The organism is Mycobacterium shunyiense, from assembly GCF_058270035.1.
On sequence record NZ_JBZDPT010000022.1, the window covers coordinates 304964 to 325008 of the forward strand.

Below are 20045 nucleotides of genomic sequence, written 5' to 3' on the forward strand. Positions count from 1 at the left end.
TCGGTCGCAGGCCGCGCCTCCCGACCGCCGCGCCCCCTCTGCACCGTTCTCGCAAGAGAAACCTGCCTTTGACGTTCGGCCACACTCGCTCGGCAATCTGCCCCGGCCCGTCAGCACACCGCCTGCCTGCAGCACGCCCACCAGAGGTGCAATCTCATGACCCAAACCGCGATTCCCGCTCCTACCACGATCGTTCCGCGCTACAAGCGCTGGCGGTTCCAGATCTTCGCCGTCACCTGGATCGCCTACGCCGGTTTCTATTTCACCCGGCAGGCCTTTTCTGTCGCCAAGCTCGGCATCCTCGAAGACCCGATCCTGAGCACGCACCTGACCAAGAGCACCCTGGCCAACCTCGATGCCGCCTACCTCGCGGCGTATGCGGCCGGGCAGTTCGTCTGGGGGCAGGTTTCCGACCGCTTCGGCCCGCGGGTGGTCATTCTCGGCGGTCTCGCGATATCGGCGATCGCCACCGTCTTCATGGGGCTGTTGCCCGCGCTGGTGTTCCTGCTGCCGCTGATGATCGTGCAGGGCCTGGCCCAGTCCACCGGCTGGTCCCCGACGCTGAGCAACATGGCCCAGTTCTTCTCGATCGGAGAACGGGGTCGGGTTCTCGGATTGTGGAGCACCAATTACGCATTCGGCGGCCTGGTGGCCGCACCGATTCTGGGTTGGGCCGCCTACGACGTGTTCGGCACCTGGCGGGCGGCGTTCTTCACCGGGGCGGCCATCGTGGTCGGGGTGTTCGTGCTCGTGCTGCTGTTCCAGCGCAACCGGCCGCAGGATGTCGGGTTGCCGCCGATCGAGGAGTACCGCGCTGCCCAGGATGCCCGGGAGGGCGTCGAACTCGACGAGTCGCCCGAGGCCGAGGCGGTCGCCGAACCGACCCCGTCGTGGCGGGAGTCGCTGAAGGTGGTGCTGAGTGACAGTATGGTGAGAACCCTTGGCGCGTCGTACTTCCTGCTCAAGCCCGCCCGCTACGCGATCCTGTTGTGGGGGCCGGTGATCGTCGCGGAGCGACTGGCCGACGGTGACAAATTCCAGGCCGTGACCATCCCGGTGGCGTTCGGTGTGGCGGGCGTGATCGCCCCGATCCTGCTCGGCCGGATTTCCGACCGCGTGTTCAGTGCGCGACGCGTGCCCGCCTGTGTGATCAGTCTCGGGATCCTGGTGGCGGTGCTCGCGTTGTTCGGTCCGCTGACCGCGACCGGCAGTGCCTGGGTCATGGTGGTGGTGCTCGGGCTGATCGGCCTGAGCGTGTACGGCGCCGACGCGATGATCTCCTGTGTCGCCGCGGTCGACTTCGGCACTTCCAAGCACGCCGGCACCGCGGCCGGGTTTATCAACTGTTGCGGTTCGGTCGGCGCGATCCTCGGTGGGCTGCTGCCCGGTTACCTGAGCACCTCGACGCTGTTCTACGGATTCGCCGGCGCCGCACTGCTGTCCGCGTTGCTGCTCATCCCGCACTGGAATCGGATGCCCGCCGCGGACTGATTCCCGCGAGCAGACGTGAACGCACCCCAAATCACCCGGTTTGGGGTGCGTTCACGTCTGTTCGGCGGAGGAAAACTTGGTGCGGGCGTTGACGATGCTGAATGTGACGACGTCGGGCCGGTAGCGGTCGTCGGCGCACTCGAAGACGACGCCGTGCTGGTCCCGCGAGACTCGTCGCTCCCGCAACAACGGACTGCCCGGCGCGATCCCGAGATTCGCGGCGTCGTCCGGTCCGGCGGCGACCGCGTCGAGCACGTGTTCCATCGAGTCGAAGTACACGCCACGGCTGGCCAGATAGTCGGTCATCGACCCGGAGTCGGTATCGAACTCGAACAGCAGGGAACCCACGGATTCGATGAAGGTGCTGCGCTCGATCATCGCCGGTTCGCCGTCGAGCAGGCGGACACGCAACACCTCGACCACGAAGTCGTCGGCCGTCAAACCCAATGCCTCGATGGCGGTTTCGGAGGCACGGCGGCGCGCCACCTCGATCGTGCGGTTGCCCGCGACGCGCCCGGCACGCTCGGCCCACTGGGTGAACGGCGTGAACGTGTCCAGGGTCTGGGTGGCGTCATGACTGCGGACCACCGCCGGCTTGCCCCGCGAGACCCGGATCAGGCCCTCGTTCTTCAGCGTCGCGAGAGCCTGGCGCACCGGACCGCGCGACACGTCGAACTCGGCGCACAGCGCGCTCTCGGTGGGTAGGGGCGCTCCGATGGCGTAGTCGCGGCGTCTGATGCGCTGACGCAGTTCGGAGGCGACGTGCTCGTGGCGCGAAACGGGCCCCGCCATCCGCATCACCTTCCGGTCAGGGTGTCATGACAAGTTTGCTACCCGCGCTACATTACCGCGCCCTGCTCAGGGCAGGCCGCCGTCTACCCGCAGGATCGATCCCGTGGTGAAGCTGGACGCATCAGACATCAGAAACAGTGCAGCCCCGACGATCTCGGGAGGGTTGCCGGCCCGCTGCAGGGCGAGGTGGGCGAACGGCTCGCCGGCCATGTCCCAGGCCTTGCTGACATCGGTGAGGAACGGCCCGGCCATCAGGGTGTTGACCCGCACGGTCGGACCGAACGCCTTGGCCAGCCCTTCGGTCATGGCGTTGAGCCCGGCCTTGGCCGCGGCGTAGGGGAGCATGTACTGGTCGGGCCGTAGCGAGCCGGATGAGCTGACGTTGATGATCGTGCCGCCGCCGTCGGCAACCATGCGTTCACCGAGCAGGGCCGAAAGCCGGAACGGCCCTTTGAGATTCAGGTTGAACACCGAGTCAAAGAGTTTCTCGCTGACCGAGCCCAGCGACTCGTACAGCGGTGACATGCCGGCGTTGTTGACCAACACGTCGACCTTGCCGAACCGCTCATACACCGCGTCCACCAGACCGTCGAGCTGGTCCCACCGGCCCACGTGCACCTGATAGGGCAGGGCAGCGCGACCGGTGGCCGCGCTGATCTCCTCCGCGGTGGTCACACATGAGTCCAGGTTGCGGCTGGCGATCACCACGTCGGCGCCGCACCGCGCGGCTCCCATCGCGATCTCGCGGCCCAGCCCGCGGCTGCCGCCGGTGACCAGGACCACCCGGTCGGTGAGGTCGAACAACTCGTCGGCATATCCCATGTGATGACCCTCTCCGGCCGGCTTACACCGCGGCCCTATGGTGACACGGTGCAACTGCTTCTGGTCCGACATGCTTTACCGCTGCGCAGCGAGCCCGGTCAAGGGTCCGATCCCGACCTGTCCGAAGAAGGCATCGCCCAGGCGCAGCGGCTGCCCGCCGCCCTGGCTCGCTTTCCCGTCAGCCGGCTCGTCAGCAGCCCGCAGCGGCGTGCGATCCAGACCGCGGGACCGGTCGCCAAGGAGCTGGGCCTGCAGGTCGAGGTCGACGAGCGGCTCGCCGAGTACGACCGCGACATGTCGCACTATGTGCCGATCGAGGAGATCGCCAAGGAGAACCCCGAGGAGCTGGCGCGGTTGGTGAACGGTCACCTGCCCAGCAGCGTGGACGAGAACGCGTTCATGGCCAGGATCGGCGCCGCGGTCGAGGACCTGGTGGAGGCCGGTGACCATGACGGCACCGTCGCGGTGTTCAGCCACGGTGGGGTGATCAACGTGCTGCTGCACCAGATCCTGCAGACCCAGCGGCTGCTGTCGTTCCACGTCGACTACGCCTCGGTCACCCGGCTGCTGTCGTCGCGCTCCGGCAAGCTGGCCGTCGCCTCGGTCAACGGGACCGAACACGTATGGGACCTGCTGCCTCGAAATGTCCGGTGGTAAACAGTGACGGTGACAAATCTGGAGGGTCTCGACCTCAGCGCCCTGGACCGGCATCTGCGCTCGGAGGGCATCGCCCGCAGCGGTGAACTCCGCGCCGAGCTGATCGCCGGTGGCCGTTCCAACCTGACGTTCCGGGTGTGCGACGACGAGTCCGCCTGGGTGCTGCGCCGTCCGCCGCTGCACGGTCTGACCCCGTCCGCACATGACATGGCCCGCGAGTACAAGGTGGTGGCGGGGCTGGCCGGCACCGCGGTACCAGTCGCCCGGGCAGTGACGATGAGCAACGACGACTCCGTGTTGGGTGCTCCGTTCCAGATGGTCGAGAACGTGGACGGCAGGGTGGTCCGCAGCGCATCTGAGCTTGCCGAGCTGGGTGACGAGACCGTGATCAGCGACAGCGTCGACGCCCTGATCCGCGTGTTGGCCGACCTGCACGCGGTGGATCCCGAGGCCGTCGGTCTCGGCGATTTCGGCAAGCCCGCCGGCTACCTGGAACGGCAGGTACGTCGCTGGGGTTCGCAGTGGGACCTGGTCCGGCTGCCCGACGACCCCCGCGACGACGACGTCAAGCGCCTGCATCAGGCCCTGGCGGATTCGGTTCCGGCCCAGAGCCGCAACTCGATCGTGCACGGTGACTACCGCATCGACAACACGATCCTGGACGCGCAGGATCCGACGAAGGTCCTCGCGGTGCTCGACTGGGAGCTCTCCACGCTGGGCGACCCGCTGAGCGACGCCGCGCTGATGTGCGTGTACCGCGACCCGATGTTCAACCTGATCCTGAGCATGGAAGCGGCGTGGAGTTCACCGCAGATGCCGTCGGCCGACGAGTTGGCCAACCGCTACTCGGTGCAGTCCGGCCAGGACCTGGCGCACTGGGACTTCTACATGGCGCTGGCGTACTTCAAGGCAGCGATCATCGCCGCGGGTATCGACTTCCGTGCACGCCAAGGCTCTGAGGCGCCCGGCGGTTCGAGTGTCGGCGAGGCGGTGGCCCCGGCGATCGCCTCGGGCCTACGCGCCATTGGCTGACGAGTCAGTCGCGCTGCGCGGCCTTGAAGTTCTTCTTGGCCGTGCGGCGCAACTGGAAGATTCGCGCCGATCCGGCGGCGACGGTCAGCAATCCGCCGGCCACCGCAGCGCCCAGGATGGCCACGCCTGTCGGCAGCGACCAGTGCCAGGCCAGGAACGTCATCGGGACCGGCTCGGTGTTCTGCGCGATGAAGATCAGCAGCACGATGAGCACCAGGAAACCCAGGATCAATGCTGACCACAGGGCCCCGGCGCGGGTCAGTTTGGGCTCGGCGGCCTTACCTGACTTGGCGGGGGGCTTGCCGGCATCGGGGACTTTGCCTGGGTCAGGAGTCGGCGTCACCGGAACATTCGGCGTCGGCTCAGGCAGATCGGGCGATGCAGACGGATCGCTGGTCATACTGACATCTTTGCCCGTCGCGGCGTCAAAGCAAACACCCTGAGGTAAAGCGCGGCGGCATGTCGGGTGTGCCGTTAGGGTCTGGAGAAAGGCTGAACCGCCGAAAGGACGCGGATGCACCGCAAAACCCTGGCGACTCTGGCAATACTGGTTGCCTTCTTTTTGTCCGGTTGTGGCAGTGCCAATCCGTTGGGCGGCGGGCCGATCTCGGGTGACCTGAAGTCGATCACCGTCGGGTCGGCCGACTTCCCAGAGTCCAAGATCATCGCCGAGATCTATGCCCAGGCTCTGGAGGCCAATGACTTTCAGATCCGCCGGCAGTTCGGTATCGGTAGCCGCGAGACGTATGTGCCTGCGGTGCAGGACCACTCGATCGATCTGATCCCCGAGTACACCGGGAATCTCCTGCAGTACTTCGATGCCCAGGCCACTGCCACCACTCCGGACCAGGTGCTGATCGCGCTGTTCAAGGCCTTGCCGGGCGACCTGTCGATCCTGTATCCGTCACCGGCTGAAGACAAGGACACCCTCGCGGTCACCGCCGAGACCGCCCAGCGTTGGAACCTGAAGACCGTCGCCGATCTGGCTGCGCATTCGCCTGAGGTGAAAGTCGGTGCACCATCGGAGTTTCAAACCCGTCAGACCGGACTGGTCGGCCTGAAGTCCCGGTATGGGCTGGACATCGCGCCCGTCAATTTCGTCGCGATCAGTGACGGTGGCGGTCCGGCCACCGTTCAAGCTCTCAACAGCGGGGCCGTCACGGCCGCCAACATCTTCAGCACCTCACCGGCGATCGAGCAGTACCACCTGGTGCCTCTGGGGGATCCCGAGAACGTCTTCCTGGCCGCCAATGTCGTTCCACTGGTGGCCTCGCAGAAGATGTCGAATGAACTCAAGACCGTGCTCGACGCGGTGTCGGCCAAGCTCACCACCGAGGCCCTGATCGAGTTGAACACCGCGGTCGAGGGCAATGCCGGCGTCGACCCGGACGAGGCGGCGGAAAAGTGGATCAGGGACAACGGATTCGACAAACCGGTGACCAAGTGATGAGCGCTGGCGCGAAGAACAGAGGGCCCGAGTGATCACCTTCGAGAACGTCACCAAGCAGTACCCGGACGGCACGGTCGCCGTCGACAATCTCAATCTGGAAGTGCCACAAGGCACGCTGACGGTGTTCGTCGGTCCGTCGGGCTGCGGTAAGACCACCTCGATGCGGATGATCAATCGGATGATCGACCCCACCTCGGGCACCATCACCGTCAACGGGGACGACATCAGCACGGTCGATCCGGTCAAGCTGCGTCTCGGCATCGGCTACGTCATCCAGAGCGCCGGCCTGATGCCGCATCTGCGGGTGGTCGACAACGTCGCGACCGTGCCCGTGCTGCGGGGCGAATCCCGGCGCAAGGCCCGCAAGGCCGCGATCGGCGTGATGGAACGGGTGGGGCTCGACCCGAAACTTGCCGACCGGTATCCGGCACAACTGTCCGGCGGGCAGCAGCAGCGGGTCGGGGTGGCCCGCGCGTTGGCCGCCGACCCGCCGATCCTGTTGATGGACGAGCCGTTCAGTGCGGTCGACCCGGTGGTCCGCGAGGACCTGCAGGCCGAAATCCTGCGATTGCAAAGCGAATTGCGCAAGACGATCGTGTTCGTCACGCACGACATCGACGAGGCGGTCAAGCTCGGGGACAAGGTCGCGGTGTTCGGCCGCGGCGGGGCGCTACTGCAATACGCCGATCCTGCCTTTGTGCTGTCGAATCCGGCCAACGAACTCGTATCGGCGTTCGTCGGTGCCGACCGTGGTTACCGCGGACTGCAGTTCTTTCACGCGAGCGGACTGCCATTGCACGAGATCGAACACGTCGACGAGGACGATATCGACGCGCTCGACCTGAGTCCGGGCCAGTGGCGGCTTGTCATCAAATCAGGCGCGCCGTTCGCGTGGATCAACGCCGAGGGCGTCGAGGTGCATCGCAAGGGCAACGCGCTCTACGACAGCACCATCGGCGGCGGGTCTTTCTTTCCACCCGACGGCACGCTGCGGCAGGCGCTGGACTCGGCGCTGTCGTCACCGAGCGGTCTCGGTGTCGCGGTCGACGAGGAAGGCAGGCTCGTCGGAGGTGTGCGCGCCGACGACGTGCTCGAGGCACTCAAGGAGCAGCGCCGCGTCCCGGAGCTGGGGTAGCCGTGCGGTATCTACTGAACCATCTCGACGACCTGTGGGTGTTGACCATAGTGCACCTGCGGTTGTCACTGGTGCCGATCGTCCTCGGGCTGCTGATCGCGGTGCCGTTGGGCGCGGCGGTTCAACGCACCACGGCGCTGCGGCGGCTGACCACCCTGACCGCGAGCATCATCTTCACCATCCCGTCGCTGGCGTTGTTCGTGGTGCTGCCGCTGGTCATCCCGACCCGCATCCTGGACGAGGCCAATGTCATTGTGGCGCTGACGCTTTACACCACGGCGCTGTTGGTGCGGGCGGTGCCGGAGGCGCTCGACGCGGTGGACGATCAGGTGCGTGACGCGGCAACGGCGATCGGCTACCGGCCGTGGGTGCGGATGCTCAAGGTGGAACTTCCGCTCGCCATCCCGGTGCTGATCGCCGGGCTGCGGGTGGTGGCCGTCACCAACATCTCGATGGTGTCGGTGGGCTCGGTGATCGGCATCGGCGGCCTCGGCACCTGGTTCACCGAGGGCTATCAGTCCAACAAGAGTGACCAGATCATCGCGGGGATCATCGCGATTTTCGTGCTGGCCGTCGTCATCGACACCCTGATCATGTTGGCCGGCAAGGCCATCACGCCGTGGAATCGCACGCCTCGAACGCCGCGGGCCACGCGCGCCAAGGCGGCAGCATGAACTTCCTGCAACAGGCACTCGACTTCATCTTCACCGCCGCCAACTGGGCCGGGCCCGCAGGGTTGACTGCCCGCATCGTCGAACACCTGCAGTACACCGTCGTCGCGGTGGCGGCTTCGGCGGTGATCGCGATCCCGGTCGGCCTGCTCATCGGGCACACCGGGCGCGGCACCTTCCTGGTCGTCACCGGGGTCAACGCGTTGCGCGCCCTGCCCACGCTCGGCGTGCTGCTGCTCGGGGTGTTGTTGTGGGGGCTCGGCTTGGTGCCGCCGACGGTGGCCCTGATGCTGCTGGGCATTCCTCCGTTGCTGGCCGGCACCTACGCCGGGATCGCGAACGTCGATCCCGCCGTGGTGGACGCAGCCAGATCGATGGGCATGACGGAGCGGCGGGTGCTGTTCGGGGTCGAGGTGCCCAACGCGCTGCCGTTGATCGTCGGCGGTCTGCGAACCGCGACGCTGCAGATCGTGGCGACCGCGACGGTGGCGGCCTACGCGAGTCTCGGCGGGTTGGGCCGGTATCTGATCGACGGCATCAAGGTGCGGCAGTTCCACATCGCGCTGGTGGGTGCGCTGATGGTGACGGCGCTGGCCTTGATTCTCGATGCCGCGCTGGCGTTCGCGGTGTGGCTCTCGGTACCCGGTAGTGGCCGCTTGGGAGGTCGACGACGGATTCCGCAGCCGTTGCTCGGCGACGAGGTGGCGCTCGAGTCGCGTCCGGCGGGGAGTTCCGGACTCGGCTACGAAGGCCGCGCGTCGTCGCATACGGTAGACGGGTGAGCGACGAGAAGGATCGTGCCTGGCCAGCAGTGTTGACCTGGCGGGCGCACGACGAACCCCGGATGGAATCCGCTCGGGTTCAGCTGTCGGGCAACAGGATCAAGGCCTATGGCCGGATCGTGGCGGCTTCCACCGATTCCCACCCGGCCTTCTCGGCCTCCTATGACCTGGTCACCGACGAGACCGGCGCCACCAAGCGGTTGTCTCTGACTGTCACGCTGGCCGAGCGGGAACGCCAGCTCTCCATCGCCCGCGATGAGGAGAACATGTGGCTGGTGCAGGATCACACCCAGACCAAGCGCTCGGACTTCGGCGGTGCGCTCGATGTGGATCTCGTGTTCAGCCCGTTCTTCAACGCGCTGCCGATCCGGCGGACGGGCCTGCACCAACGCGCGGAGTCGGTGACGCTGCCGGTGGTCTACGTGCGGTTGCCGGACCTGTCGGTGGAGACCGCGAACATCAGCTACAGCAGCCCGGGGCCCGGAGCCGCGGTGAAACTGCGCTCGCCCGTCGCCGACACCACCATCACGGTTGATCCCGACGGCTTCATCCTTGATTACCCAGGACTGGCAGAGCGGATCTGATCACCCCGCCGGCTCGTCCGGCGGCGGCCAGCTCGGCCCGCCAGTTGTCGGTGCCGACCACCGTGGTGATGATCTCGGGGCGGCTGAAGCTGTCGTAGCGCATCCGCGCGGCATGCCCGGTCTCGACCAGATCGGCCACCGAACCCGTGTCCGCCAGTGTCTCCTTGGCTCGCGTCAGCAGTTCGATGCCGTGTTCCAGCGCGGGCAGCAGCTGGTCGGCGTTGGCCTCGCACATGGCCCGCACCAGGTCTGGTGCGGTGGCCGCCACCCGGGTGCCGTCGCGGAATGATCCGGCGGCCAGGGCAAAGGCCAGCGGAACTTCTCCGGCGATCACGGCCAGGGTCTCGGCGAACAGGTGCGGCAGGTGCGAAATCGTGGCCGCGGCGGCATCGTGCTCGTCGGAGCGGGCCGGCACCACGACGGCGTGGCAGTCCAGGGCCAGCTGGGCCACCTGGGACCAGACGCCGGCGTCGACGTGGTCGTCCACGCTGACCACCCACGCGGCGCCGGTGAACAGCGTGGCATCACCGGCCGACCAGCCGGAGTGCGCGGTACCGGCCATCGGATGCCCGCCGACGAAGTTCTGCAGGAGGCCGGCTTGTTCCACCTCGGCGAGCACCGCGCCCTTGACACTGGTCACGTCGGTCAACGGGCACTGGGGTGCAGTGCTGCGGATGCGGTCGAGCATCTGCGGCAGGGCCGGCATCGGCACCGCCACCACGATCAGCGCGTTGCAGTCGGCCGCCCGGCGCAGCGCCTCGTCGAGGTCCGCCGTGGCGTCGAACCCGTCGAACTTGGCGGCCGCGACGGACTCCAGCGACCGGTTGTAGCCGAAGACCTCACGGCCCGCCCCGGCAGCGGCGCGCATCAGCGAGCCACCGATCAGACCGAGGCCCAACACGCACACGGGTGTGTTCGTCACGCATCAAGGTTGGCATACCGACCCGGCCGGGGCCGAGGGTGATCCCTGTCAAAATTGCTGGTCGGCGACTACCGTAGGCGGGCATGGAGGCGCAGCGTGCACCGGCAGACCTGCCCGATGGTTTCGGGGTGGCCGTTGTCCGGGAGGACGGCAGGTGGCGGTGTGCCCCGATGCGGTCGTCATCGTTGAAGAGTTTGACCGCCGCCGAAACCGAGCTTCGCGAGCTGCGCAGCGCCGGGGCGGTGTTCGGACTGCTCGATGTGGACGACGAATTTTTCGTGATCGTGCGGCCCGCACCGGCGGGTACCCGGTTGCTGCTGTCGGACGCCACCGCGGCACTGGACTACGACATCGCCGCAGAGGCGCTGGAGAATTTGGACGCTGACCTGGAAGAAGAGGATCTCGAAGACTCGGATCCCTTCGAAGAAGGCGACCTCGCGGTGCTGTCCGACATCGGTCTGCACGAGGACGTGCTCGGGGTGATCTTGTCGGAGACCGACCTGTACGCCGACGAGCAGATCGGGCGGATCGCCCGCGAGATGGGCTTCGCCGACGAGCTGTCGGCGGTGCTCGACCGGCTCGGTCGGTGAGTGCCTCAGACGAATCCCTGATCCGCGCGGCGCTCGGGGCTGCCCGGACAGCCGGTCCGCGCGACGTGCCGATCGGTGCGGTGGTGTTCGCCGCCGACGGGACCGAGTTGGCGCGCGCTGCGAACGTCCGTGAGGCCACCGGCGACCCGGCCGGACACGCCGAGATCGTGGCGATGCGCGAGGCCGCCCGGGTGCTCGGCGACGGGTGGCGGCTGGAAGGTGCGACGCTGGCCGTGACAGTCGAGCCGTGCACGATGTGCGCGGGCGCGTTGGTGCTTGCCCGGGTGGCGCGGGTGGTGTTCGGCGCCTGGGAACCCAAGACCGGGGCGGTCGGCTCGCTGTGGGATGTGGTCCGTGATCGCCGGCTCAACCACCGTCCCGAGGTGGTCGGCGGGGTCCTGGCCGACGAGTGTGCGGCCCTGCTGGAGGAGTTCTTCGCGGCCCAGCGGTAAGCGATTAGGGCTTGGCGCGCTCGCCCGGTAAGCTGCCACACGGTGGCGTGTCCGAGCGGCCTAAGGAGCACGCCTCGAAAGCGTGTGACGGGTAACCCCCGTCCGAGGGTTCAAATCCCTCCGCCACCGCCATAAATCCCGCACCTGTTCTCGCAGGTAGCGGGATTTTTTGCGATCAACGCGCGACGCAGATCACTCGCCTGGGCGCTGTGTCGAGCGTGCAGCCTTTCTGTCGCTGATGGCGAAATTGCGACAACAACCTGCACGTTCGTCACAGGGTTTCCAACCGGGTGGCGGTGACGGTTCCGCTGCCGGCGTCTGAACCGACCTTGCGGGGATAGCGTGCGGCCAGTTCGGCGAAGCTGGTGAAAGACGTTGACCACCCCAGGCTTTCGATCCAGTGCCGGGCGTCGTCACCGAGGCCCCGATCGACATTGGACGTGCCGCGATACAGGTCTGCGGCGCCGTCCACCGACTTCAGTGTGGTGTTGAAGCTCTGGCTACCCATGGTCGGGAATTCGTACCGGCTGCCGGGCGTGGACAGTCGCGTGATCGCCTCGACCCCGGCGCGAGCCGAGGCCCTCGGCAGTGTCATCAGGGCATGGTCGACCCAATGCGTCGGGATGGCGGGATCAAACCCGTTGGTCACCAGGGATTCTGCCCAGTCGCCGTCGGACAGGTCGGCCTCGATGACGTGGCGCTCGCAGGTCGCGACGGCGTCGCGCAGGGTCGGTTCCTTGAAGGCGAAGAGCTGGGGTAGATCGACCTCGAACAGGTGCACGGACCCGGGCCAGGTCAGCCGGAACGCGTGGGTGTCCAGCCCGGCGCCGATCAACACGATCTGGGTGCGCCCGGCATCGGCCGCTTGGGTCAAGGCGTCGTCGACCAGGCGGACACCGACTGTGCGGGATTCGTACATCACCGCGGCCAATCGCAACACGGTCGCCCAGGTTTCGGCGGCACCCTCGGGCGCGTCCGGGGCGAGATATGCCTGCTGTGCTGCCGCGACGAAGCGGGCGGCGTAAGGATCGGCATAGAGGCGGTCATCCCGTTCGGATTCCCGGGCTCGGATCTCCGCGACCCCGACGGCGGTGAGTGGTGGGCCGGTCAGTGTTGTGGGCAGCTCTGAACCGTGCATGGATTCCCCCTCGATGCGTCACATTCATTACTTGACGGCAGGTAAGTAATGGATCCGGCCACGCTAAGCTCATCCCTTACCGGGCGTCAAGTAATGGGAGGGGCTGGATGGCAGGTCGACGGACCGACACCCGCGACAAGATCCGCGCCGTGGCCCTTGAGCTGTTCTCGGCCCACGGCTACGACCACACCTCGATCCGTCAGATTGCCGAAAGTCTCGGGATCACGAAGGCCGCTGTCTACTACCACTTCCCGGCAAAAGAGGACATCGTGGTGAGCCTTGCCGACGATTTGCGTACGGGTGTGGACGAGATCCTGAGCTGGGCTGCCGATCAACCTGCGGGCAGGGAAACCGGACTCGAGGTCCTGCGACGGTACGGCACGGTTCTGCACGGCACCGGCCGGGCCATGACGCGGTTCATGCACGAGAATTATGCGGCGTTCAATCGGCTCGGGGTCGGCGCCGACCTGCGCTACCAGTTCCGCACCGTTTCCGACGCCATGACTGCCCCCGCCCACGATCCCGTCGCGGTGTATCACGCCCGCCAGGCCCTGCTGACCATCTCCTGGAGCGTGGCAATGATGGGTGACCTGCCGCTCACCGATGAGCAGTGCAACGACACGGCCATCGCGATCGCCGCGGACATTTACGAGCGCACCTTCTAGCGGCCCGATGTCCCAACTAGATCCGCGCCCACGGCGCGAAGGCGTTGCGCTGCCCGCGCAGTGACGGCTCGAGCTCGGGATAGTGCCGCAGCAACACCGAGGTCATGTCGTTGTGGTCGATCCAGTCCATGCCCTCGGGGGTGTAGACGCGCGGCGTGAAGTCCACGGTGTAGAACCGGTCGCTCTTGAGGCGACGGGTGGCCATCAGCACGAAGATCCGGAATGCGGTGTCGCTGAACCCGAATCCCTCTGGCAGTTTCTCGCCGAACATGCCGACGGTGGTGTCCACCTTCTCGATGTCGCCGCCGTAGATCTCGGCCATCACAGCGGCGGTGGAAGCGTCGCCGCCGCTGATCTGGTCGAAGCTGGTCACCGGGTTCAGTCGCAATGCACGGCGGAAGTCGTTGTAGCGCGGGACTCCTCGTTCCCGGGAGCGCAGGATGTCGGTGGCGATCATGTCGAGTGTGTGTTCGTCGGTGCGCTGGAAGTTCCGCATGAAATTCGGGCTGTTGTGCAGGGTGACCGCGCCGGGATGGGCGACGCCCAGGGAGTACAGGCACTCGGCCACACCCATGCTCTTGAGGACACCGCGGGAGTTCGCCCCGCCGTGGATCTCGCCGAAGGTGAGTTGGCGTGGCTCGACTCCGGTTGTCAGGCTGAGGAATTCATAGTCATCGGGCACCAGGGGGTGCATCCGGTAGACGGTGACGAAGTCCTCGGTAATCGAATACGGGGCGGTGTGGTGGTCGGTGGTCGAGCCCGGGATACCGCTGACCACATCGCTGGACCCGATCCGGCCGAACAACTCCTTGACCCGCTCACCGGCTAGGCCGAACCAGTTGGCCCGCATCCCGATCTGCAGGGTCGGATGCCCCAGGATCGCCGGGGTCCATTCGATGGTGTGGATCTTGGCGATCAGCGCGGCGTTGATGAGTCGTGCCTTGTTGAACAGTTGGTCGTCGTCCCAGTTCGGATATGCCGCCTTGAGCCGGTCACAGATGGCGTTGTGCTCACGCATGAATATCGTGCCCATCAGCTCCATGCCCAGCCACCAGCCGTCCGCGCCACCGGAAGCGCCGATGAGGGCCGGGTCGATGTCGATGAACCCGTCGGCGTCGATGCGCACCTTGCCGCCCTTGCCGCTACGGATGGCCTTCTGGAAATCCTGGTTGCTGCCGTAGATCTGCGAGGCATCCCACCAGTGGGTTTCGGTGTTGACAAAGGTCGAACCGCCCGGCGCGGCCGTGGGGTCGACGGCCGTGGCGGGGACCTTGATGGTGTCCTCGGGCCATTCGTCGTCCCCGTTGGGGCGGGGGATCTCGAGCATCCGATTGGCGTCGGTACCGTGGCTGAACCAGTCCCGGGTCTCGAACTGCAACCACGCCCCGGCGAGCACGTTGAGTGTGGTGGCCGGCTTGAATTCGCGGCGCTGCAACAGTTTGGTGCTGATCAGTCGGGGATTGGGATCCATCAGCTGCGGCAGCGTCTCGGCCCGGCCCTCGGCCAGGGGCACGTTGCGCCCGAACCGGGTGTTGGCCATGCCCATCGACGGCGCCGAGAGGTCGTTGTAGGCGCCGTTGGCCGTCCGGTTGGTCAGGTATTCGGTCGGGGCCAGCGGCGGCGCCTCCGGTGGCTTGCCCTGGTAGGTGTCGTACAGGTTGTGCTCGCGCAGGGCATCGCGGATCCCGACCAGCACCGAGATGCCGACGATCGGGGGCAGCTTGTCCCAGCCGATCCGCCGGTCGACCAGCTCAGTGGTTTTGAGAAACAACCTCGTGAGAAGCGATGGCATGACGGGATCCTTTCCAGGCGATGACGGCGAGAGCGGTGTTGATGGCGGAGATGACTGTGGCCGTCACGCCGTGGCGGCGCGGCAGATCGCCGCGCGCTGTGGTGACGGCGGCCGACAGGGTGTCGGTGGCGTGGATCAGGACGGCGAGGTTCTCGGCCCGACGAAGTTCGCTGCCCCGCAGGACGAGCAGATCCAGCCCGATCAGCACGGTCCTGATGCCGAACATCCGGAACGGATAGCCGGCCGAACGATCGCGTGCGGTGTCGACGCCGAGGCGGGTGAGAAGTCTTTCGGGCGCCGCAAGGGCGGTCGCGCCATTGAGGATCCGGATCACCGCCAGCGCGGTCCGTGCTGCTGTCGGGCTCAGCATGTCTAGATCTTGGGCGTTCGCCGCGGCCGGTGCATGAGTAGTCGGCTACTTGTTTCGCCTGATTCGCCCGGTCTTCGTCAGAGCTCGTCGCAACGGCGTTGAATGTGTCCATGGATCTGATGTCGCCGACCGATTCGATGTTCCTGATCGCTGAGACGCGGGAGCACCCGTTCCATGTCGGTGGCCTCGCGCTCTACGAACCTCCGGCCGGCGCGGGCAGTGACTTCGTGCGCGAATTGCACGAGGAGATGGTGGCCCAGACCGACATTCAGCCGGTGTTCCGCAAACACCCGGCGACCATCCTCGGCGGCATCGCCAACGTCGGCTGGACCTACGACAACGACGTCGACATGGACTACCACCTGCGCCGGTCGGCGCTGCCGACCCCGGGCCGCGTTCGGGATCTGCTGGAGTTGACCTCCCGTCTGCACGGCGGCCTGCTCGACCGGCACCGTCCGCTGTGGGAGGCGCACCTGATCGAGGGACTCGCCGACGGCAGGTTCGCGGTCTACACCAAGATGCACCATTCGTTGATCGACGGGGTGTCGGCGCTGAAGCTGTTGATGCGCACCCTGTCGCAGGATCCGGATGACACCGAGGTGCGGGTGCCGTGGTCGCTGCCGCGCCGCAAGCGGGAGAAGCAGAGTTCGTCGGTGCTGCGAACGGTCGCCGATACCGTCGGCTCGGCCGCGGGCCTGGCGCCGTCGACGGTCAAGCTGGCCCGTTCGGCGCTGCTCGAACAGCAACTCACCCTGCCGTTCGCGGCTCCCAAGACCATGTTCAACGTCAAGATCGGCGGAGCCCGCCGGGTCGCGGCCCAGTCCTGGCCGCTGGAGCGGTTCCAGCGGATCTCGCGGGCCGCCGGGTTCACAGTCAACGATGTGGTGCTCACGGTGTGCGCCGGAGCGCTACGTGCCTATCTGGTGGAACAGGACGCGCTGCCGGACCAATCGTTGATCGCGATGGTGCCGGTGAGTCTGCGCGCCGAACACGAGGCCGACGCCGGCGGCAACATGGTCGGCACGGTCCTGTGCAATCTGGGTACCGATGTGGATGACCCCGCCGAGCGGCTGAATGTCGTCGGGGAGTCGATGCGGGGCAACAAGAAGGTGTTCTCCGAACTGCCGAGAGTCCAGGCCCTGGCGCTGTCGGCGCTGATGATCGCCCCGCTGGGCCTGGCTGCGGTTCCCGGATTCGTCAAGGCCACGGCACCGCCGTTCAACCTGGTCATCTCCAACGTGCCCGGGCCGCGACATCCCTTGTACTGGAAGGGCGCTCGGCTTGACGGCAACTATCCACTGTCGATCGCGCTGGACGGGCAGGCGATGAACATCACCTTGGCCAACAATGCCGACAACCTGGATTTCGGGCTGGTCGGATGCCGGCGCAGTGTGCCGCACCTGCAGCGGATGCTCAGCCATCTGGAGGACTCGCTCAAGGCGCTGGAGGTGGCGTCGGGCGCCTGACGCCATGCTCACATCCTCCGCGTCGATCAGCCCGCGGACCGCAGGAAATCTCCCGAGATCTTGACCGCGGGCGTCGAGGAGTCCCCGCCCACCACCAGCGTCGCGAACGCGATGTCACCGGCGATCCCGGCGAACCACCCGTGCGAGTGCGTGTTGTCGCCGAATTCCGCCGTACCGGTCTTGCCACCGAGATCCGGGATATCGCTCAACTGGCTGGCGGTGCCCTCGGTGACGGTCTTGCGCATCATGTCCCGCAGCGCTGCGGTGACCCCGGCCGGCAGCGTTTCGGAGGGCGTATCGGCGGTCACCTTCTCACCGTCGACCAGGCTGGGCAGGACTGTCGAGCCGTGCGCCAAGCTCGCCTCGGCGACGGCGAGACCGAACGGGCTGACGGTCACCGTGCCCTGGCCGATACCGTTCTCCACCCGCTGGGCGGCCGTGTCGGCGTTGGGAACGCGGCCCGTAACAGTGGTGAGCCCCGGAATGGTGAAGTCCACCCCGATACCGAACGCGCGCGCCGTCTTGGTGAGCGCATCGGCGGGCAACTTCTCCGACAGTGCCGCCATGCTGGTGTTGCACGAGTGGGAGAACGCCGACGCCAAAGGCACGGTTCCCAGGTCGAAGTCATCGTCGTTGGGAATGGTGCGGTTCTCGATCGTCAACCGACCGGGGCATGCCACCGGGCTGTCCGGGGTGGCCAGGTTCGCTTCCAGCGCGGCTGCGGTGGTGATGGTCTTGAACGTCGACCCCGGCGGGTAGAGCCCGGAAAAGGCAATGGCGCCTTGGGGATCCGCCGCCGTGTTCTGTGCGGCAGCCAGAATCCCGCCCGTCTTGCCCGACAACGCGACCAGCACCGCGGGACGCGTCTCCTGGTCGACGGCCTGTTGGGCGAGCAGTTGCAGCCGCAGGTCCATCGTGGTGCGCATCGGGTCGGTCGGTGCGGGCGGTTGCGCGGTGAGCCGCTGCGCGGCCGCGCCCTCGGCGTCGACCAGATAGACCGACCATCCGGCGGCTTTGGTGATCCGGTCGTGCCACAGCTCGGTGAGCCCGCCGATGGCCGGCGAAGACAGCTGGCGGTCGGCAGTCAGCAAGTCACCCTGCTCGGCCACGGTGACCCCCGGAATCTGGGCCAGCTGGTCGCGCACCTGGGCGAGGTCGTCTTCGCGCAGTTTCATCACCGTCACGCGGTCGTCGGTGTTCGACGTGAACTGCGCGCCGATGGATTCCGCGGTCGTAGTGGCATCGAAGCGGTTCAACAGCGCGGCAAGCGGCGCGGCGGAACCGACGTGGGCGCGGTCCAGCGACACGACGCCAACGGTCTGCCAGGTCATCAATGGCTGGCCGGTCCGGTCGAGCACCGGGGTCTGCAGGTCACTGTCGGTGCTGTACTGAAAGCGCAAGCCGTCCCGCAGATCTCGGTGCAACAGCGTCGGGGTCCAGGTGATCAGCCAGTCGTCGCCGGTCTTGGCAGCGGTGCCGGTGGTGTCGTAGCCGAAGTCGTGGCCCTCACCCCAGGACCACTGATACTTCAGGGTCGCGCCGGTCTGGTCATCGGGTTCGGCGCTGACCTTGACCGAGGCGGCGTCGCCCATGCCGTTGAACATCGAGGTGATTGCCGGCTCGGCAGCTGCGGGGTCATCGGTCTGCACGGCCGCGCCGTGAGCGTCCTTGCGTTGCAGGGCTTCGGCGAATGCGGTGAATCGGTCAGCCGGGTCCGGGGACGACGAGCATCCCACGACGGGAAGAAACAGGCCGAGTAGCAGGAACCAGACGATGGCGGGGCGGTGCCGTCGAGTCATGCCCCCAGCATGACATCCCGGGCTCTAGGCAGCCTTGTCCGTGTCTGACGCCTGTTGCGGCTTGGCCCGGTGCTTGGGCTCGGACTTGGGCTTGGGCTTGAAAGAGTCCCTGACGTTCTTCGCCACATCCGACATAGTGTTTCGCATCTCGTCGCGCCGCTGCACGGGTGCGCGCTTGATGGGCCTCTTCGGGGTCTCGGCGTCGGCATTCGTCTCGACTGCCTTGGGGGCTTCCTTTGCCGCGATACGGACGGTGGGTGCCGGAGCCGTCGAAGGTGGTGTCGTCGAGGGCAATCCATCCTTGAAGTTGTCCGCTCCCTGCTGCAAGGCACCGGGGACCTGGTTCAGGGTCTCGGCAATCCGCTTGGGGGGCGTGATCAACGAGAACCGGGTCGGCGTGGCGGGATCGGAGTAGTCGCGATCGGTGTAGCCCATGTCGACGGCGAGCTTGAGGGTGGGCTCGATCGCGCCGAGCACCGGCTCGGTGAATGCCGTGGTGTGCAGCGCCGTCGACACGTCGCGGATGGGCTGCAGCAAGGGCAGGTGCTCGGTCTTGACCAGGATGTAGGTGTCTGTCCCGCCACCCGGCGTGGTGACGGTCTTCACGATGACGGCGTCGGGATTGTTGAGGTCGGTGGCATCCGGCGTCGGGTCGCCGTGCAGATAGACGAACCCGGCCGCGGCATTGGCTAGTGCCAGTGGATTGGCGTAGGCCGGGAAGTCGCCGACCGGGTCGTACTCGATGGTGATGAAGGTTTCGTCATAGGGCGACTGTTCGGCTGCGCCGGTGCTGGTGAATCCGAGGAGCCCGAGCGGTCCCATATTCGGGAAGCGGGCATAGATTCCGCCGTTGGGAACCGTGGGCGCCGCGATGTACACGAACTTCAACGCGCCGGTGTCAGGGCTGTTTTGGGCATCGAGTTCGCGCTTGTACTTCTCGGCGACGATGGTCCCCTCGGAGTAACTGACGATGTAGACGGTCCCGCCGGGGCCGGCCGCGGTGCGCGCTTGGGCGACTGTGTCGATCAGCGGCTGGCGGCCCTCGGCGACGCTGTCATCGATCGGCAATGTGGCCGGGTAGTTGACGCCGTAGAACTGGCCTGGGTCGGTACCGACGAACTCGCCGCCGTACGGCACGTAGTTGCCCTGGAACTTGTTCGGGATCCGGTCGCTGTTCGGGTTCTTCGCCCCGCCGACACCGACCACCGCATTGCCGCCCGGCAGGGTGGCCGCCAGCGCGTCGGCGACATGTCCGAAGGTGAGCACCGCGGCCAGGCCTGCGGTAGCACCGGCCACCACGGCAGTCGATGATCGTGCGCGCTTACGTTGGTCGGCCACGGTGCTCCTCAGGTCGTCCGAACTGAAAACGACTGAGAACAGAGCGTGGGCCCGGGATCAGTCCGGGCCCACACTATGCCAGATGTTTGCTAAAAGT

At 66.7% G+C, this 20045-nt stretch carries 21 protein-coding genes and 1 tRNA gene; 13 read left to right on the forward strand and 9 right to left on the reverse strand.

Annotated elements, in window-relative coordinates:
* The first annotated feature begins 156 nt into the window (after positions 1-156).
* Positions 157-1491: an MFS transporter gene (locus AC4ELS_RS16585; protein WP_499048189.1), complete on the forward strand. Its 1335-nt coding sequence runs from the start codon at positions 157-159 to the stop codon at positions 1489-1491.
* Between the two features lie 51 nt (positions 1492-1542).
* Here the strand turns inward: AC4ELS_RS16585 and AC4ELS_RS16590 are convergent, their stop codons facing one another.
* Positions 1543-2289: a GntR family transcriptional regulator gene (locus tag AC4ELS_RS16590; protein WP_413784931.1), complete on the reverse strand. Its 747-nt coding sequence runs from the start codon at positions 2287-2289 to the stop codon at positions 1543-1545.
* Positions 2290-2349: 60 nt separating this feature from the next.
* Positions 2350-3105, reverse strand: coding sequence for an SDR family NAD(P)-dependent oxidoreductase (locus AC4ELS_RS16595; protein WP_064885840.1), 756 nt, complete (start codon positions 3103-3105; stop codon positions 2350-2352).
* A 48-nt stretch (positions 3106-3153) separates the two neighbouring features.
* Between AC4ELS_RS16595 and AC4ELS_RS16600 the strand changes: the two genes are divergently transcribed.
* A complete protein-coding gene (locus AC4ELS_RS16600) occupies positions 3154-3762 on the forward strand; it encodes a histidine phosphatase family protein (protein WP_064885899.1) in 609 nt (202 codons plus the stop codon).
* Positions 3763-3771: 9 nt separating this feature from the next.
* A complete protein-coding gene (locus AC4ELS_RS16605; protein WP_448446234.1) occupies positions 3772-4794 on the forward strand; it encodes a phosphotransferase family protein in 1023 nt (340 codons plus the stop codon).
* 4 nt (positions 4795-4798) lie between these two features.
* On the opposite strand, the gene AC4ELS_RS16610 is transcribed toward AC4ELS_RS16605, so the two are convergent.
* Entirely contained in the window at positions 4799-5194 is a 396-nt protein-coding gene (locus tag AC4ELS_RS16610; RefSeq protein ID WP_064957315.1) for a LapA family protein, read from the reverse strand.
* A 114-nt stretch (positions 5195-5308) separates the two neighbouring features.
* Here AC4ELS_RS16610 and AC4ELS_RS16615 point away from each other — a divergent pair, with 114 nt between their 5' ends.
* From AC4ELS_RS16615 to AC4ELS_RS16635, 5 genes are read left to right on the forward strand one after another with little or no spacing between them, the layout of a single operon-like run.
* Entirely contained in the window at positions 5309-6241 is a 933-nt protein-coding gene (locus AC4ELS_RS16615; protein WP_499048191.1) for a glycine betaine ABC transporter substrate-binding protein, read from the forward strand.
* 31 nt (positions 6242-6272) lie between these two features.
* Positions 6273-7379 (forward strand): ABC transporter ATP-binding protein, encoded by a 1107-nt coding sequence (locus AC4ELS_RS16620; protein WP_064885830.1) that lies wholly within the window; start codon positions 6273-6275, stop codon positions 7377-7379.
* A 2-nt stretch (positions 7380-7381) separates the two neighbouring features.
* Positions 7382-8053: an ABC transporter permease gene (locus AC4ELS_RS16625; RefSeq protein ID WP_064885828.1), complete on the forward strand. Its 672-nt coding sequence runs from the start codon at positions 7382-7384 to the stop codon at positions 8051-8053.
* Positions 8050-8832, forward strand: coding sequence for an ABC transporter permease (locus AC4ELS_RS16630; protein ID WP_064957386.1), 783 nt, complete (start codon positions 8050-8052; stop codon positions 8830-8832). Before AC4ELS_RS16625 ends, AC4ELS_RS16630 begins: the two co-directional genes overlap by 4 nt.
* A complete protein-coding gene (locus AC4ELS_RS16635) occupies positions 8829-9416 on the forward strand; it encodes a putative glycolipid-binding domain-containing protein (RefSeq protein WP_064885826.1) in 588 nt (195 codons plus the stop codon). Before AC4ELS_RS16630 ends, AC4ELS_RS16635 begins: the two co-directional genes overlap by 4 nt.
* Here AC4ELS_RS16635 and AC4ELS_RS16640 read toward each other — a convergent pair.
* On the reverse strand, positions 9379-10323 hold the full coding sequence (locus AC4ELS_RS16640; RefSeq protein ID WP_499048270.1) for a prephenate dehydrogenase: 945 nt from the start codon (positions 10321-10323) through the stop codon (positions 9379-9381). The two genes, AC4ELS_RS16635 and AC4ELS_RS16640, sit on opposite strands and share 38 nt — an antisense overlap.
* Positions 10324-10421: 98 nt before the next feature.
* On the opposite strand from AC4ELS_RS16640, the gene AC4ELS_RS16645 reads away from it, so the two are divergent.
* The 3 genes from AC4ELS_RS16645 to AC4ELS_RS16655 all read left to right on the forward strand — a co-directional run bounded on the left by AC4ELS_RS16645 (position 10422) and on the right by AC4ELS_RS16655 (position 11512).
* Positions 10422-10928 (forward strand): tRNA adenosine deaminase-associated protein, encoded by a 507-nt coding sequence (locus AC4ELS_RS16645; RefSeq protein ID WP_064885821.1) that lies wholly within the window; start codon positions 10422-10424, stop codon positions 10926-10928.
* Complete coding sequence (locus AC4ELS_RS16650; RefSeq protein WP_064885819.1) at positions 10925-11380, forward strand: nucleoside deaminase; 456 nt, start codon at positions 10925-10927, stop codon at positions 11378-11380. The genes AC4ELS_RS16645 and AC4ELS_RS16650 overlap by 4 nt, the downstream gene beginning before the upstream one ends.
* Before the next feature lie 41 nt (positions 11381-11421).
* Positions 11422-11512, forward strand: a tRNA-Ser gene (locus tag AC4ELS_RS16655).
* 139 nt (positions 11513-11651) lie between these two features.
* On the opposite strand, the gene AC4ELS_RS16660 is transcribed toward AC4ELS_RS16655, so the two are convergent.
* Positions 11652-12518 carry an SAM-dependent methyltransferase gene (locus AC4ELS_RS16660; RefSeq protein ID WP_499048193.1) on the reverse strand — a complete coding sequence of 289 codons (867 nt, stop codon included), beginning with the start codon at positions 12516-12518 and terminating at the stop codon, positions 11652-11654.
* A 107-nt stretch (positions 12519-12625) separates the two neighbouring features.
* Here AC4ELS_RS16660 and AC4ELS_RS16665 point away from each other — a divergent pair, with 107 nt between their 5' ends.
* Positions 12626-13183: a TetR/AcrR family transcriptional regulator gene (locus AC4ELS_RS16665; RefSeq protein WP_448446246.1), complete on the forward strand. Its 558-nt coding sequence runs from the start codon at positions 12626-12628 to the stop codon at positions 13181-13183.
* 16 nt (positions 13184-13199) lie between these two features.
* Here AC4ELS_RS16665 and AC4ELS_RS16670 read toward each other — a convergent pair whose 3' ends face one another.
* Both AC4ELS_RS16670 and AC4ELS_RS16675 read right to left on the reverse strand, forming a co-directional pair.
* Positions 13200-14975 (reverse strand): peroxidase family protein, encoded by a 1776-nt coding sequence (locus tag AC4ELS_RS16670; RefSeq protein WP_448446248.1) that lies wholly within the window; start codon positions 14973-14975, stop codon positions 13200-13202.
* Complete coding sequence (locus tag AC4ELS_RS16675) at positions 14935-15345, reverse strand: hypothetical protein (RefSeq protein ID WP_448446250.1); 411 nt, start codon at positions 15343-15345, stop codon at positions 14935-14937. The genes AC4ELS_RS16670 and AC4ELS_RS16675 overlap by 41 nt, the downstream gene beginning before the upstream one ends.
* A 110-nt stretch (positions 15346-15455) precedes the next feature.
* Between AC4ELS_RS16675 and AC4ELS_RS16680 the strand changes: the two genes are divergently transcribed.
* The gene (locus AC4ELS_RS16680; RefSeq protein WP_448446252.1) at positions 15456-16811 is read left to right on the forward strand and encodes a WS/DGAT/MGAT family O-acyltransferase; all 1356 of its coding nucleotides are present in this window, start codon (positions 15456-15458) and stop codon (positions 16809-16811) included.
* A gap of 26 nt (positions 16812-16837) precedes the next feature.
* Here the strand turns inward: AC4ELS_RS16680 and AC4ELS_RS16685 are convergent, their stop codons facing one another.
* Together AC4ELS_RS16685 and AC4ELS_RS16690 are read right to left on the reverse strand one after the other, a co-directional pair.
* Entirely contained in the window at positions 16838-18610 is a 1773-nt protein-coding gene (locus AC4ELS_RS16685; RefSeq protein ID WP_448446254.1) for a penicillin-binding transpeptidase domain-containing protein, read from the reverse strand.
* A 24-nt stretch (positions 18611-18634) separates the two neighbouring features.
* Positions 18635-19948 (reverse strand): PE-PPE domain-containing protein, encoded by a 1314-nt coding sequence (locus AC4ELS_RS16690; RefSeq protein ID WP_448446257.1) that lies wholly within the window; start codon positions 19946-19948, stop codon positions 18635-18637.
* Positions 19949-20045 lie beyond the last annotated feature (97 nt).